Raw genomic sequence first — 15,078 nt, 5'->3', positions numbered from 1 at the left:
ATGCCGGCTGCGATCAGCACGGAAGGTCTGGTCAAGTCGTTCGGGCGGACCTTTGCCCTGGACGGTCTCGACCTCACGGTGCGAACCGGTGAGGTACATGGGTTCCTCGGCCCGAACGGCGCGGGGAAGACCACCACCATTCGCATCCTGCTGGGCATGACCCGCGCGGACGAGGGGACCGCGCGGGTCCTCGACGGCGATCCCTGGTCGGACGCGACCGACCTGCATCGCCGCCTGGCCTACGTTCCCGGTGACGTGACGCTCTGGCCGAACCTCTCTGGCGGCGAAGCGATCGACCTGCTCGGTCGGATGCGCGGCGGGATCGACAAGAAGCGCAAGGCCGAGTTGCTCGAGCGCTTCGACCTGGACCCGCGGAAGAAGGCCCGTGCGTACTCGAAGGGCAATCGCCAGAAGGTCGCCCTGGTCGCCGCGTTCGCCTCCGACGTCGAGCTGCTGCTGCTCGACGAGCCGACGAGCGGCCTCGACCCGCTGATGGAAGAGGTGTTCCGCGAGGTTGTGCAGGAGACCGGTCGGACGGTTCTGCTGTCCAGCCACATCCTGTCCGAGGTCGAGGCGCTCTGCGACCGGGTCACGATCATCCGGGCCGGCCGCGCGGTCGAGAGCGGCACGTTGTCCGAGCTGCGACACCTCACGCGTACGTCGATCCAGGCCGAGCTGGTCGGACCGATGAACGGCCTGGCCCAGCTGACCGGCGTACACGATCTCAGGGAGGACGACGGCAAAGTCCAGTTCGACGTCGACACGGACGAGATCAACCCGGTGCTGCGCCGTTTGACGGAGATCGGCGTGCGCAGTCTGGTGAGCCAGCCGCCCTCGTTGGAGGAGCTGTTCCTGCGGCTGTACGAACCCGAGGCCGTGAAATGAAAAGCCTTGCGGGCACGGGCGGACTGATCAGGCTGATCCTGCGCCGCGACCGGATCGTGCTGCCGTTGTGGATCGTGCTGCTGGTGGCGATCTCGGTCAGCTACGTGAAGGAGTACGGCGATCTGTTCCCGACGCCGGACTCCCGCATCAAGTACGCGAGCAACGCCGGCTTCATCACCTTGTACGGCGAACTGTCCGGGTCCAGCCTGGGCGAATTCGTCACCTGGCGGCTCGGATTCGTCCCGGTGATGGTCGGACTGATCAGCCTGCTCACGGTGATCCGGCATACCCGGGTCGAGGAGGAGACCGGGCGTCGCGAGTTGCTCGGGGCAACCGTCATCGGACGGCACGCACAGCTGGCCGCGGCGCTGACAACGGTCTTCGGTGCAAATCTGATTCTCGGCCTGGTACTTGCCTTAGGCATGCACAGCCAAAACCTTCCCGTGGCCGGATCGGTTGCTATCGGGATCGTTTACGCCAGCACCGGTTGGTTCTTCGCAGCGGTTGGCGCGGTGGCGGCGCAGCTGACGGCCAGTGCCGGTACGGCGCGGGGCATCGCGATCGGCGTGCTCGGCGGCGCCTACGTACTGCGAGCAGCCGGCGACACCAGCGCACACACGGACGGACCGCTCGCCTGGTTGTCATACCTGTCACCGATCGCTTGGGCCCAGCGGATCCATCCGTACGCCGAGAACCGTTGGTGGCTGGGAGTACTGATGCTCGCGGCAACCATCGCGCTCACGACGACAGCCGTCGTTCTCGCAACCAGACGCGACATCGGCGCCGGACTGTTGCCGGACAAGCTCGGTCCCGCAGACGGGACCCTCGGCTCCCCACTCGCGCTCGCCTGGCGGCTGCACCGCGGTCTCCTCGCGGCCTGGACGGTTGGATTCGCCTTGCTGGGCTTGTTGTTCGGCGGTGTGGCCAAGGGTGTCGGCGACATGATGAAGGACGATCCGACCATCCAGGAGATGTTCCAGCGGATGGGCGGCTCGGCCGGATTGATCGACTCGTTCCTGGCCGGAGTGATGACGCTGGTGGGGTTGATCGCGTCGGCGTACGCCGTCCAGGCCACACTGCGGATGCGCGTCGAGGAAAGCAGCGGGCGAGCCGAGCCGGTGTTGGCGACGGCGACAAGTCGCTGGCAATGGGCCGCGAGTCATCTGGTCTTCAGCCTGCTCGGGCCGGCGGTCGCGCTGCTGGCAGCAGGTGTCGCCGAAGGTCTTGCGTACGGCGCCGCGATCGGCGACGTCGGCGGGCAACTACCGCGGCTGATCGGCGCGGCGCTCGCGCAACTCCCCGCCGTCTGGGTGTTGGCCGCGGTTGCCATCGCGATCTTCGGGTTCTTCCCGCAGGCGTCGATGATCTCGTGGGCCGGACCAACTGTCTGTATTCTGATCGGCCTGGTGAGTGCGGGTGTCGCCACAGCCGGCTGGATCCGCAACATCTCCCCGTTCACCCACCTCCCGTCGCTACCGGGTGGATCGGTGTCGGCCGGCCCGCTGATCACCCTGCTGGCCATCGCGATAATTGTGGGCTTCGCAGGTCTGGTCGGGCTGCGCCGGCGCGATCTTCCTGCCTGACCACGTCGAGAACGGGGTACCGGCTCCGACGTGGCCAGTATGAGACGACACGAACGAGCAGTTCACGACAGCACGGCACTCCCGCCGGTGGTGGATCGGGCAACGTTCGACGCGGACCTTGATCAACTGCGCGCCAGGGAGAAGGCACACACGCGCGAGGCAGACGCGATTGCGGCCCAGCGACGCAGGCTTCCGATGGTCGAGGTCGACGCGAGCATCACGGTGACCGGGCCGAACGGTCCGGTCACCGTGCTCGAGGCATTCGAAGGCCGCAGGCAACTCCTCGCCTACTACTACATGTGGCACACAGGCCATCCGGCCGAAGAACAGTGCCAGGGCTGCACCTGGTGCACAGGCCAGGTGCAGGAGATTTCGTACCTGCACTCGCGCGACATCACCTTCGCCGTCTTCGCCCAAGGCCCGTACGCCGAGAGCCGCGCGTACCGCGACTTCATGGGCTGGACGATGCCGTGGTACTCCGGTATCGGATCGCTGGAGCGCTTGCTGGTCGGACGGAACATCGGGCAGATGTACCTGATCTCGTACGTGCGCCAGGGCGACCGCGTCTTCGAGACGTACTGGACGACCATGCGCGGCGTCGAGGTGATGGACAACAACTACGCGCTGATGGACCTGACGGTGTACGGGCGCCAGGAGCCGTTCGAGGACTCGCCGGATGGTTGGCCCAAGCAGTGGGCGCTCGAAGACCCGGTGCTGCCGAAGACCATCGACGGACGACCGATCGCACAGTGGTCGCGGATCGCAGCAGGGCGCTCCGACCAGTTCACTTCTTAGCGTTGCGCGACCAGCTGAAGCAGTACAAACCGAACGCCGCGACGCCGAGCGCCAGCACGGTCAGCAGGACGGAGCCGAACGGCTGATCCTTGATCGTGCGCAACGCGGTGTCGAGACCGCCGGCTTTCTTCGGGTCGTAGCTGATCGCGGCCCAACCGAAGAGGATGCCGACGACTGCGAACGCGATGCCCTTGGCGACGTACCCGATCCGGCCGAGCAGGATGGTGACCTCGGAGACGCCGCCGACCAGGTCCTCGGTGAACTTCTTCGTGATGCCCTTGTGGATCTGACGTGCGCCGATCGCGATGATCGCGATACCGACCACGACGATCAGCACCCGGCCCGCTCCGTGCTGCATCACACGACCGGACAGTGTCTGCTGCTGGCTGGTGCTGGAGCCGCCCGAGCCGATGGCGACCTTGATCGCACTGATACCGAGCACGAGATACACGACCGCGCGGCCGATCGCGGAGACCTTGTGCTCCAGGTCGAGGTGTCCGTACGCGAGCTGCAGCCCGCGCCAGATCACCAGCGCGAACAATCCGATCGCCACGACCCACAGCAGGAATCCGCCGAGCGGCTTGCTGGCCAGCTCCTCCAGCGCGCCTTTCTGCGACGCCTCCTGGGACGACTTCCCCCAGGCCAGCTGCAGTGCGATCCATGCGATCAGCAGATACACGACCCCGTAGGCCATCAGGCCGACGGTGATCGCGACGCCGTACGCACGGCTGTGCGTCACTTCCTGGGACATACTCACACCCAACCAGTGCCCATACCGGAAACTGCCCCGCCTCGCTTCGCTCGGCGGGGAGGGAGTCGGCGAACCGATCAGGCGGAGACAGGTGCGCTGGCTTCCCGGTCTGCTTCGTCGATGTCGCCGTACTCACCGTGACGATAGGCGCGGCGGCCGAGGGTCCAGACGTAGGTGAAGAAGGCCAGCTCGACGAGGATGCCGATCGTCACGCGGACCGGTGCCGGCAGGAACGGTGTCACGAAGCCCTCGATCAGACCGGTTACGAGGAGTACGGCGGCCAGGCCGATCGCCATGCCGATCGTGGCGCGTCCGGTCTGGGCGACGGCCTGCATTCGAGTGCGGGGGCCGGGAGCGACCCAGGACCAGCCGAGACGCAGTCCGGCGGCGGTGGCGACGAACACCGCGGTCAGCTCGAGCAGACCGTGCGGCGCGATCAGACTGAAGAACAGGCCGCCCTTGTCATGGCCGATCATCAGACCGGCGCTCAGACCGAGGTTGATCGCGTTGTCCCACAGGATGAAGACGGACGGAACCAGGAGAATGCCGAGCGCGAGGACGGCGGCACTAAGAGTCGCGTTGTTGATCCAGACACGGAGCGCGAAGTCCTGCGCCGGGTTGTCCGAGTAGTACGACTCGAAATCGTGCTCCACGAGCTGCTTGATCTGGTCCGGCGTACCGATGGAGTCGATCACCTCCGGATGGGCCAGCACTCGCCAGGCCGTCCAGGCCACCACCAGGTAGAAGAGCAGACCTATGGTGAGCCACCAGCGCCTGGAGGCGTACAGCGTGGCCGGGAAGCTCACCAGGAAGTACTTCGAGATGTCGCGCCAGACGGGAGCCTGCGCACCGGTCACCGCACCGCGGGCGTCGGCGATCAGGCCGGAGAGCCGACCGATCGACACCGGATCTGCACCTGCGGCCCGGAGCGCGGCCAGGTGGGTGCCGACGCGCTGATAGAGGACGACGAGCTCTTCGGCCTCCGCACCGGACAGGCGACGCTGGCGACGGGTCAGGTAGGCAAGGCGGTCCCACTGCGGCTGATGCACCGATACGAACGCTTCGACGTCCACAGCTACCCCCTTCTCCACCCGACTGCTGGCAGACTAGCCGGACGCAGTGTCTAGGCATGAGGGGGCGACGACGTGTCTCAGCTGGTCACCGGCGAAGCGGTCGTCCTCCAGGTGCGGATCGCGCGGATGCCGACGCGGGCTCTGGCCTGTGCGATCGACGTGGCGCTGCAGGGCGTCGTACTGGTCGTGCTGATCTCGTTGCTGGCGGGGTTCCTGCTCGGGGGCGAGTCCAGCGAGGCGCTGGCGGTCGCGCTGATCTTCATCGTCGTACTGCTCGTCGCGGTCGGCTATCGGGTCCTGATGGAGACGCTGACCCGCGGGCGGACCATCGGCAAGATGGTCCTCGGGTTGAAGGTGGTCCGTGACGACGGCAGCTCGATCCGGTTCCGGCACGCGCTGGTGCGGACGCTGATGTGGTTCTTCGTCGACTTCGCGCCCTGGTTCGCGGCGTGTCCGGGGATCGTGGCGAGCCTGATGAACAAGCAGGGCAAGCGGATCGGTGACATGGTCGCCGGTACGGTCGTCATCCGCGAACGCCACCAGCCGATGGCGTCACCGCCGCTGTTCGTCCCCGGCCACCTGGTCCAGTGGGCGCAGTCGCTGGAGCTCTCGCGCCTGTCCGACGACCTGGCCAACTCTGCCCGCGACTACCTGGCCCGCTACACCGAACTCCTCCCCGGCGCGCAGATCGCCCTCGGCGAAGCACTGGCCGCCCGCATGGCCGCCGTCACAGCGCCGGCCCCGCCAGTCCCGATCATCGCCCCCGCGTACCTCTCCGCGATCCTGGCCGAACGCCGCCGTCGCGAACTCATCCGCCTCTCCACCCACCGCCCCACCCAGACCGGCCCGTTCGCGAACCCGTCGTACGCCGTCCCAGCCGGCCCCTTCACCCCGCCGAGCCCGTACGGCGCACAGGCCCCCGTCCCCGCACCGAGTCCGTTCATCGCACCTCCGCCGCCGCCAGGACCACGCCCAGCCACCGTGAACCTCCAAGGCTGGGCCGCCCCAGGCAGCAACGAAGCCGGGTGGTCCTGACAAAGCGAAGCGCCCCACAGGAAGACCTGTGGGGCGCTTGCTGTGGGGGGACTCAGTAGCGGTAGTGCTCCGACTTGTACGGGCCTTCGACCGGTACGCCGAGGTACGCCGCCTGCTCCTTGGAGAGCTCGGTCAGCTTCACGCCCAGCGCGTCCAGGTGGAGGCGGGCGACCATCTCGTCCAGGTGCTTCGGGAGCACGTAGACGTCGGTCGGGTACTCCGCGGTCTTCACGAAGAGCTCGATCTGGGCCAGGACCTGGTTGGTGAACGAGTTCGACATCACGAACGACGGGTGGCCGGTCGCGTTGCCCAGGTTCAGCAGGCGGCCCTCGGACAGCACGATGATCGTGTGGCCGTCCGGGAAGCGGAACTCGTCGACCTGCGGCTTGATGTTGATCCGCTCGACGCCGGCGGTCTTGTACAGGCCGGCCATGTCGATCTCGTTGTCGAAGTGGCCGATGTTGCCGACGATCGCCTGGTGCTTCATCGCCGCCATGTGGTCGGCGGTGATGACGTCCTTGTTGCCGGTGGTGGTGACGAAGATGTCGCCGATCCCGACGACGTCGTCCATCGTGCTCACCTGGTAGCCGTCCATCGCAGCCTGCAGCGCGCAGATCGGGTCGATCTCGGTCACGATCACCCGGGCGCCCTGGCCACGCAGCGACTCCGAGCAGCCCTTGCCGACATCGCCGTACCCGCAGACGACCGCGACCTTGCCGCCGATCAGGACGTCGGTGGCGCGGTTGATGCCGTCGATCAGCGAGTGCCGGCAGCCGTACTTGTTGTCGAACTTCGACTTGGTCACCGAGTCGTTCACGTTGATCGCCGGGAACAGCAGCGCGCCGGCCTTGTGCATCTCGTACAGCCGGTGCACGCCGGTGGTGGTCTCCTCGGTGACACCCTTGATGCCCTGACCGACGGTGGTCCACTTCGACGGCGACTCGCTCAACGTGCGGGTCAGCAGCTTGAGGACGACGCCGTACTCCTCGGAGTCCGCGGTCGACGGGTCCGGTACGGCGCCCGCCTTCTCGAACTCGGTGCCCTTGTGGACGAGCATCGTGGCGTCGCCGCCGTCGTCGAGGATCATGTTCGGGCCTTCACCCGGCCAGGTCAGCGCCTGCTCGGTGCACCACCAGTACTCCTCCAGCGTCTCGCCCTTCCAGGCGAACACCGGGACACCGGCAGGGGCGTCGGCCGAGCCGTTCGGGCCGACGACGACCGCGGCCGCGGCGTGGTCCTGGGTGGAGAAGATGTTGCAGGAGACCCAGCGCACCTCGGCGCCGAGCGCCACCAGCGTCTCGATCAGCACCGCGGTCTGGATCGTCATGTGCAACGAGCCCATGATCCGGGCCCCGGACAGCGGCTTGCTGTCGCCGTACTGCTTGCGCATCGCCATCAAGCCGGGCATCTCGTGCTCGGCCAGCCGGATCTCCTTGCGCCCGAACTCGGCCAGGCCGAGATCCGCCACCTTGTAGTCGAAGGTCATGCCGCTCCCCTGAAGCTGTGATTGGTACTCGACTGACCCTAGAGGGCCGAGGCACGCGGTTTGATCGCTCCGGGCGCGATTTTGACACCGAAATGTCAAGATTGTTGTATGCGCATCACCGAGGCCGCTCGCCAGCTGGGTACCACTCCACGCATGCTGCGCTATCGGGAGGCGCTCGGGTTGCTCCCGCGGTCCCGGTCCGAGCACACGGCCCAACGCCAGTACGACGACCGGGACCTGGCCGCCGTGCAGCTCGCGCTCGACCTCGAACGCCGGTACGACGTGACCCCGGCCGCGCTCGCGTTCGCGCTCCGAGCCCTCGCCGAGCCCTCCGTGGCCGCCGACATCCGCAACCTCGGCTACCGCACCGGCCGCCTCACCGCACCCCCGACGCAAGCCCAGATCGACCGCGACCGCGCCCTCCGCTGGCTCGGCCGCTCCGGCGTCCTCCCACCCCGCCCCCGTTGACCCCTGAGACGTCCGCTAGTGGGACGGCGCTTCGGGGACGGCGGGGCGTTCGTCGGGGACGTGGTTCTCCTGGTAGACGTCGGGCTCGAGGTAGATGTGCTGGCTCATCGGCTCGGCGGCACGGATCGCGCGTTCGGCAGCGTCGATGGTCTCGGCCACGACCGCCGCATCGGTGGTCGGCTCGACGCCGAGCTTGGCGGCGACCAGGACCTCCTCAGGGCCGAGGTGCAGGGTCTTGATGTGGATCAGCTTCTGCACGCCCGGGGTGTTCTCGATCGCCGCGACGATCTTCGCCTGGGACTCGCTGGTCGCGGACTCGCCGAGCAGCAGCGACTTCATCTCGATCGCGAGGAAGATCGCCACGCAGACCAGCAGCGCGCCGATCGCCATCGACCCCAGACCGTCGAACACACCGTTGCCGGTGGCAAGCGTCAGGACGACGCCGATCAGCGCCAGCACCAGACCGGTGAGCGCGGCGAAGTCCTCCAGCAGGATGACCGGCAGCTCCGGCGCGCGGGCGTTGCGGACGAAACGGACCCAGGGCACGTGCCCGCGGAGCTTGTTCGCCTCGACGATCGCGGTCCGGAACGAGAAGCTCTCCATCCCGATCGCGAGCACCAGCACCGCGATCGGGACCCACTTCCAGTTGTCGATCCCGTGCGGGTCGTGCACCTTGTGGTAGCCCTCGTACAGCGCGAACAGACCGCCGACGCTGAACAGCACGATCGACACGATGAACGAGTAGACGTACCGCTCCCGGCCGAACCCGAACTGGTGCAGCTCGTCCGCGGCCCGCTTGGCCCGCTGGCTGCCGACCAGCAACAGCACCTGGTTGCCCGCGTCGGCGAGTGAGTGGATCGCCTCGGCCAGCATCGACGCCGACTGGGTCAGTCCCCAGGCGGCGAACTTGGTGACCGCGATCCCGGTGTTCGCCAGCAAAGCCGCGACAACGGCCTTGTTTCCGCCACCAGCCATGGTTGTTCAGGTCCTCCCAGAAAACGATGCCGTGAAATCAGCGTGCCGACACGACAAAAGCCGTGCCGGAACCACGCAGAGTACAGGGTCCTTCGGGTCCCGAAGCGAACGCGGACTGGCCTGTGGACAACGTCACCGGGGAATCTTTGCCACCGGCATCGATCGTCCCGGCCACACAGCACACGATCCGCGGACCGACACCCTCGACGACCCGCTCACCACCGTCCAGCTCGACCCGGTGGATAGCGAAGTACTCACAACCCGTCTCGTAGACACCGGCCTCCGAGGCGGTCAGCACCGGGTTGTCCAGCGGCTCGAAGTCGACCACCGAGACCAGCTCCGGTACGTCGATGTGCTTGTGCGTCAGCCCGCCGCGCAACACGTTGTCCGAGTTCGCCATCACCTCGAAACCCAGGCCGTGCAGGTACGCGTGAACGTTCCCCGCCGGCAGGTACACCGCGTCGAACCGCTCCAGCCGCACCCGGTTCAGCAGCAATGCCGCGAGTACGCCGGGATCGTCCGGGAAGTCCGCGCACAGCTTCGAGAGCGTCTCCCGCTCCAGCTCGAACGCGTCCCCGGTGTACTGCGCGACCGCCTCGCCGAGCGCACCGACCAGCGGACGGATCGCGTCCCGGTCGGCACTCATGAAGTCGGTGAACGCCTCCCGGAGCTTCCCGTCCCGCAGCTGATCGGTCAGCTCACCGAAGCCGGCCGGCGCCAGCGCCTCGAGCAGCGCGATCGTCCGGTTCAGCGGGCGGAAGCCCACCATCGCGTCGAACGTCCCGAGCGCGATCAGGATCTCCGGCTTCGGCCAGGCGTCCTTGTAGTTCCGGTCCGCTGCGTCGCGGGGAATCCCGGCCGCCTCGTCCCGCTGGTACCCGTCGATCGCCTGGTCCAGAGAGGGATGCGCCTGGATCGACAACGGCTGACCGGCCGCGAGCAGCTTGGCCAGGAACGGGAACCGGCCCTCGAACCGCTCGGCCGTCTCCTCCCCCAGCACCGCAGCCGGGTCGTCGGACACGACGTCGTACAGTGTGTCGCCGTTCGGCAGAACTGACGGCGCGGACTCGTGCGCGCCCATCCACATCTCGGCCTGGGGCTTGCCGTCCGGAGCCACCCCGAGCAACTCGGGGAGCGCGGTCTCCGAGCCCCACGCGTAGTCGCGGATCGTGTTCTGCAGCCGGACTACCACGCCAGGTCCTCCGAGGGGTTCCCCGATCCGGCCGGGTCGTCCACGGTCGGCATACCGTGCCGCCCGAGGCCGATCCCGAGGTACGCCGCGGCGTACCGGCCCTGCTGCGTCAGAGCGGCGTACCGCGCGACGTCCGTGCCGCTGGCCTGCGTGATCGTGTGCACGCGAACGTCGTGTGCCTCCGCCTTGGACTCCAGCTTGCGGCGGTGCTCGGCGACACCGGCCTCCTCGATACCGTCGTCGAGGATGATCAGCGCCGGGCGCAGCTCCGCCGGCTTGTCGAACGGGTCCGCGAACAGGTCCCGCGGCGGCTGGTTGAGCACCGGCAGCAGATGGCCCGCGTCAGCGGCCAGCGCGGGCCGGCCACTGGCCAGCCGCAGCGCCTCGACCACGCGGCGAGCAGCACGCGCAGCCAGGACAGAGCCACCCCAGACCAGCGGCAACGCGTCCGCCAGCACCAGAGCGAGATCCTTCGCCGGGTTGGACGACACGTCGTTGTTGGGCGAGCAGTCGATCGCTACGTCGTCCAGCAGCGCCGCAACGGCCTTGTAGTCCACCTCCGGCCCCAGCTCCATCTGGTGCAGCGCCTGCAGTACGGCGACAGCAGCCGCCAGCTGGTCGTCGGACTGGGATGGCAGCCGGATCGCGTGCCGGAGACCGGCCGACGCGATCGCCACCGGGGAGTCCTCCGGCGCAGCCACCAGCAGCCCGCAACCGCGGCGTACCGCTTCGCCGGCGGCCGACACCGCGTCCGAGTCCTCGGCCGCACCGCCCAGCACGACCACCAGGTCCAGCGGGCCAGCCCAGCCGGGCAGCCCCGGACCAGGCCAGGCCAGGAAGGGCACCGGGCAGACCGGCTCGAGCACAGCCCGCACCAGCCGCGCGTCCCGGCCGGCCGCGACTACGGCCCGCGGCCGGAAGCCGTCGGACTCCACCGCGGACAGCACGTCGGCGGACGCCTCCAGCTCGGCCCGAATCCGCGCACCGGCCATGGCCAGACGGCGGAGCAGGTGGTCTGCCGCCCCGAGGGCGGCCGGGTCGTCCAGTCGGGTGTCGTCGAAGACGCTCATCAGCTCTCCGTCAGCTCTCTGTCGCGGCCGTTTCCCTGGTGTCCCGGGCTTCGTCGATCAGCAGCACCGGGATGTCATCACGCACCGGGTACGCCAGCGCGCACGACGCGTTCGTGCAAACGAGCTCGTTCGCCTCGTCGTCCACGCGGAACTCCGACCGGCACTTCGGGCAGACCAGGATGCTCAGCAGGTCCGGGTCCAGATTGACTGCCATTCAGTTCTCCTCCACCGATGCGCCGGTGATCAGGGCCAGTACTTCGTCACGGACACGCTCCATCTCGGACCGGTCCGAGGCCTCGACGTTCAGCCGCAGCAACGGTTCCGTGTTCGACGCACGGACGTTGAACCACCACTGTCCCGCCGACACGGTCAACCCGTCCAGATGGTCGACGGTCACGCCGTCCATGTCGCTGCCGCCAGAATACGTATCTTCGATCGCCGCGACCGTCGCCGCCGCGTCCGCGACCTTGTTGTTGATCTCGCCGGACGCGACGTACCGCTCGTACTCGGCGAACAGCTCGCTGGCCGGCTTGTCCTGCTCACCCAGCGCGGCCAGCACGTGCAGCGCGGCCAGCATGCCGGTGTCGGCGCGCCAGAAGTCGCGGAAGTAGTAGTGCGCGGAGTGCTCGCCGCCGAACACCGCGTCGGTCTCGGCCATCTTCTGCTTGATGTTCGAGTGCCCGACCCGGGTCCGGACCGGGACGCCGCCGTGCTCGGTGATCAGCTCCGGAACGGCCTTGGAGGTGATCAGGTTGTGCAGGATCGTCGAGCCCGGGTGCTTGGCCAGCTCCCGTACGGCGACCGCGCCGGTGATCGCACTTGGCGAGATCGGGTCGCCCTTCTCGTCCACCACGAAGCAGCGGTCGGCGTCGCCGTCGAACGCGAGCCCGAGATCGGCGCCGGTCTCGCGGACCTTGGCCTGCAGGTCGACCAGGTTCTTCGGGTCGAGCGGGTTCGCCTCGTGGTTCGGGAAGTTGCCGTCGAGCTCGAAGTACATCGGGATGATCGTCACCGGGCCCTTGGCGAAGACGGCCGGGACGGTGTGACCGCCCATGCCGTTGCCGGCGTCGACGACCACGGTGAGCGCACGGATGTCGCTGAGATCGACCAGGTCATGCAGGTGATCGGCGTACGCCGTCAGCAGGTCCTTGTGGGTCACATGCCCCGCTGCCGAGGCGGTTGCCGGGCCTTCGGTCAGGGCCTTCGCGACCAGGTCGGCGATGTCCCGCAGACCCGAGTCGGCGCCGACCGGGGCAGCGCCCGCGCGGCACATCTTGATGCCGTTGTACTTCGCCGGGTTGTGGCTGGCCGTGAACATCGCGCCGGGCAGGTCGAGCCGGCCGGACGCGAAGTACAGCTGGTCGGTGGAGGCCAGGCCGATGTCGATCACATCCGCGCCGGTGCTGGTCACCCCCTCGGCGAATGCAGCCGCCAGGCCCGGGCTGGACGGTCGCATGTCGTACCCGATCACGACCGCCCCCGGACCCGCGAGGACGTCCAGGACCTCGACGAACGCGGCGCCGGTCGCCCGGGCCACCGATTCGTCCAACTGGTCCGGGACGACCCCACGCACGTCGTACGCCTTGAAGATCGCCGCAACGTCAACCATGCGTGGACCCTATCCGGCCCACGCACGATCCTGTATTTCAGGCCTTCTCGAACCAGCCGATGTCCTTGCGGTGGTGCACCGTCGGCAGCTGGCGCGGCACGACCGGTGCGGCCCACTGGGCGGCGTTGGCGAGGATCTGCTGGACCTCGTCCTGGTGGTACGTCGGGTACTCCTGGTCGCCGGGGCGGAAGTAGAAGACCCGGCCCTGACCGCGGCGGTAGCAGCAGCCGGAGCGGAACACCTCGCCGCCGGTGAACGAGCTGACGAAGACCAGCTCGTCCGGCTGCGGGATGTCGAACAGCTCGCCGTACATCTCCTCGCGCTCGATCACCAGCGGGTGCGGGATGCCCTGCGCGATCGGGTGGCCGGCCGCGACCGTCCAGATCAGCTCACGGTCGTTCTCGGCGCGCCAGTCGAGCGAGCACGTCGTGCCCATCAGCTTGATGAAGATCTTGCTGAAGTGCGCGGAGTGCAGCGCGATCAGGCCCATGCCGGACAGCACGTGCTGCTGGACGCGCTCGACGATCGCGTCGTCGACGTCGCCGTGAGCGGCGTGCCCCCACCAGGTGAGTACGTCGGTGTCCGCGAGCACCTCCTCGGTCAGACCGTGTTCCGGATCCTGCAGCGTGGCGGTGCGTACGACGACGTCCGCGCCCAGCTTGGCGCGCAGCGCGGCCGCGATCGTCCCGTGCATCGTGTCGGGGTAGACCTTGCGCACGGACTCGTCGCGGCCTTCGTGGACGTTCTCGCCCCAGACGGTGACGCGAATCGGACCTTGAGCTGTCCTAGTCATGCAGCACAACCTCTCGTCCCGCCTTCGCCGAGGCGTAGCAGGCGTCGATGACCTCGGTCCGCAGCAGCGCCTCGGACCCGTTCTGCCCTTCCCACTCGCCGGACTTCACGATCCGGACGAACTCCCGCACCACGCCGCGGTGGCCGAGCCCTGCGCCGGTCGCGGGCTTCACCTCGGCGGCGACGCCGGCGACATCGGTGAAGATCCGCAGCGTGTCCTCGGTGGTGTAGTTCTGCACCTCGATCTTGGCGCCGCCCTCGGTGCCGAACAGCTCGATACCGAAGTTGTCTCCCGGCGCCCGGTACGTCGCCCAGCTCGTCTCGAGCTGCAGCGCCCCGCCGCCCTGCAGCCGCAGGTACGCCGTAGCCAGGTCCTCGACCTCGAACTTCGAGCCGAGCGTGTCCACGGTCGGGCGGTCCGGCGTACTCGAGCTGCCCCGGCCGCGCGGCCCCAGCTCCGCGAACGTGTTCGCCGACACCGTCGTCACCTGCGGCTCGCCCAGCAGGTGCAGCGCCATGTCGAGGATGTGCACGCCGAGGTCGATCAGCGGACCGCCGCCGGACAGCTCCCGGTTGGTGAACCAGCCGCCCATCCCGGGGATGCCGTTGCGGCGCATCCAGTGCGCCTTCGCGTAGTAGATCCGGCCGAGCTGACCCTCGTCGATCTGGTGCTTGAGCGCGATCACGTCACCGCGCTCGCGGTGGTTGAACACCACCTTGAGCACCCGCCCGGCCGCCTTGGACGCCTCGACCATCGCCGTACCCTCGGCGACGGTCCGCGCCAGCGGCTTCTCGGACAGGACGTGCAGGCCCTTCGCCAGCGCCGCGAGAGCAATCGGCGCGTGCAGCTGCGTCGGCGTACCGATGCTGACCGCCTCCAGGCCCTCGGTCTCGAGCAGGTCCTCCCACTTCTCGTAGAGATGCGGTACGCCGTGCTTCTCGCCCAGGCTGGTCAGGAGATCCTTCTCGAGGCCCGCCAGCGCGACCACCTCGACATCGGGCAGCTCGGAGAACGCCTCCAGCGCCGTCCGCCCGGCAAAGCCCAGCCCGACAACTCCGACCCGCAGTCTTTGATCGTTCACACCTACGATCCTCTCCCGATGACAACGACGGACACAAACCCCTTCCCACAGTACGGAACACGTTCGAACAACACACCCACCCCCGCCACCCTTGCCGCCGCCCTCCCCGCCCTCCCCCGCCATCCCCCGCCGCCCCCGCCGCCCCCGCCGTCCCTCGCGGCGCGGCCGCCACAGCAGGGGCTATCCCCTCGGTTTGCCCCTTCTCACCTCCGGTCCTCCCCGCCGTCCCCCGCCGTCCCCCGCCGTCCCCCGCCGCCCCGCCGTCCCCCCGCCCTTGCCGCC

The 15,078-nt window shown here is 68.3% G+C and carries 15 protein-coding genes; 5 read left to right on the top strand and 10 right to left on the bottom strand.

What is annotated here, in order from left to right:
• The 3 genes from EV645_RS16005 to EV645_RS15995 are packed head-to-tail and all read left to right on the top strand — an operon-like array spanning nt 1 to nt 3,263.
• Nucleotides 1–885 (top strand): ABC transporter ATP-binding protein, encoded by an 885-nt coding sequence (locus tag EV645_RS16005; RefSeq protein WP_130444480.1) that lies wholly within the window; start codon nt 1–3, stop codon nt 883–885.
• Nucleotides 882–2,468, top strand: coding sequence for an ABC transporter permease (locus EV645_RS16000; protein ID WP_130444478.1), 1,587 nt, complete (start codon nt 882–884; stop codon nt 2,466–2,468). The genes EV645_RS16005 and EV645_RS16000 overlap by 4 nt, the downstream gene beginning before the upstream one ends.
• A 39-nt stretch (nt 2,469–2,507) precedes the next feature.
• On the top strand, nt 2,508–3,263 hold the full coding sequence (locus EV645_RS15995; RefSeq protein ID WP_130444476.1) for a DUF899 family protein: 756 nt from the start codon (nt 2,508–2,510) through the stop codon (nt 3,261–3,263).
• Here the strand turns inward: EV645_RS15995 and EV645_RS15990 are convergent.
• Together EV645_RS15990 and EV645_RS15985 are read right to left on the bottom strand one after the other, a co-directional pair.
• A complete protein-coding gene (locus EV645_RS15990; RefSeq protein ID WP_130444474.1) occupies nt 3,253–4,014 on the bottom strand; it encodes a DUF1206 domain-containing protein in 762 nt (253 codons plus the stop codon). The genes EV645_RS15995 and EV645_RS15990 overlap by 11 nt on opposite strands.
• A 77-nt stretch (nt 4,015–4,091) precedes the next feature.
• Nucleotides 4,092–5,087 (bottom strand): stage II sporulation protein M, encoded by a 996-nt coding sequence (locus EV645_RS15985; RefSeq protein WP_130444472.1) that lies wholly within the window; start codon nt 5,085–5,087, stop codon nt 4,092–4,094.
• A gap of 72 nt (nt 5,088–5,159) precedes the next feature.
• On the opposite strand from EV645_RS15985, the gene EV645_RS15980 reads away from it, so the two are divergent.
• Nucleotides 5,160–6,122, top strand: a complete 963-nt coding sequence (locus EV645_RS15980; RefSeq protein WP_242000444.1) for an RDD family protein — start codon at nt 5,160–5,162, stop codon at nt 6,120–6,122.
• Between the two features lie 52 nt (nt 6,123–6,174).
• On the opposite strand, the gene ahcY is transcribed toward EV645_RS15980, so the two are convergent.
• The gene (ahcY, locus tag EV645_RS15975) at nt 6,175–7,608 is read right to left on the bottom strand and encodes an adenosylhomocysteinase (RefSeq protein ID WP_130444470.1); all 1,434 of its coding nucleotides are present in this window, start codon (nt 7,606–7,608) and stop codon (nt 6,175–6,177) included.
• Nucleotides 7,609–7,716: 108 nt separating this feature from the next.
• Between ahcY and EV645_RS15970 the strand changes: the two genes are divergently transcribed.
• On the top strand, nt 7,717–8,076 hold the full coding sequence (locus EV645_RS15970) for a MerR family transcriptional regulator (RefSeq protein WP_130444468.1): 360 nt from the start codon (nt 7,717–7,719) through the stop codon (nt 8,074–8,076).
• A gap of 15 nt (nt 8,077–8,091) precedes the next feature.
• On the opposite strand, the gene EV645_RS15965 is transcribed toward EV645_RS15970, so the two are convergent.
• The 7 genes from EV645_RS15965 to EV645_RS15935 are packed head-to-tail and all read right to left on the bottom strand — an operon-like array spanning nt 8,092 to nt 14,796.
• Nucleotides 8,092–9,051 (bottom strand): cation diffusion facilitator family transporter, encoded by a 960-nt coding sequence (locus tag EV645_RS15965; RefSeq protein WP_130444466.1) that lies wholly within the window; start codon nt 9,049–9,051, stop codon nt 8,092–8,094.
• A 37-nt stretch (nt 9,052–9,088) separates the two neighbouring features.
• A complete protein-coding gene (manA, locus tag EV645_RS15960) occupies nt 9,089–10,243 on the bottom strand; it encodes a mannose-6-phosphate isomerase, class I (protein ID WP_130444464.1) in 1,155 nt (384 codons plus the stop codon).
• Nucleotides 10,237–11,313 carry an SIS domain-containing protein gene (locus EV645_RS15955; RefSeq protein ID WP_130444462.1) on the bottom strand — a complete coding sequence of 359 codons (1,077 nt, stop codon included), beginning with the start codon at nt 11,311–11,313 and terminating at the stop codon, nt 10,237–10,239. Before EV645_RS15955 ends, manA begins: the two co-directional genes overlap by 7 nt.
• A 10-nt stretch (nt 11,314–11,323) precedes the next feature.
• Nucleotides 11,324–11,527 (bottom strand): Trm112 family protein, encoded by a 204-nt coding sequence (locus tag EV645_RS15950; protein WP_130444460.1) that lies wholly within the window; start codon nt 11,525–11,527, stop codon nt 11,324–11,326.
• Nucleotides 11,528–12,922, bottom strand: a complete 1,395-nt coding sequence (locus tag EV645_RS15945; RefSeq protein WP_130444458.1) for a phosphomannomutase/phosphoglucomutase — start codon at nt 12,920–12,922, stop codon at nt 11,528–11,530. It lies immediately after the preceding gene.
• A 37-nt stretch (nt 12,923–12,959) separates the two neighbouring features.
• Nucleotides 12,960–13,715 carry a ThuA domain-containing protein gene (locus EV645_RS15940; RefSeq protein ID WP_130444456.1) on the bottom strand — a complete coding sequence of 252 codons (756 nt, stop codon included), beginning with the start codon at nt 13,713–13,715 and terminating at the stop codon, nt 12,960–12,962.
• A complete protein-coding gene (locus EV645_RS15935; RefSeq protein ID WP_242000443.1) occupies nt 13,708–14,796 on the bottom strand; it encodes a Gfo/Idh/MocA family protein in 1,089 nt (362 codons plus the stop codon). The genes EV645_RS15940 and EV645_RS15935 overlap by 8 nt, the downstream gene beginning before the upstream one ends.
• Nucleotides 14,797–15,078: the final 282 nt, after the last annotated feature.

It is taken from the genome of Kribbella rubisoli (assembly GCF_004217145.1).
Lineage (GTDB): Bacteria > Actinomycetota > Actinomycetes > Propionibacteriales > Kribbellaceae > Kribbella > Kribbella rubisoli.
This window is presented reverse-complemented; position numbering and strand designations above follow the sequence as displayed.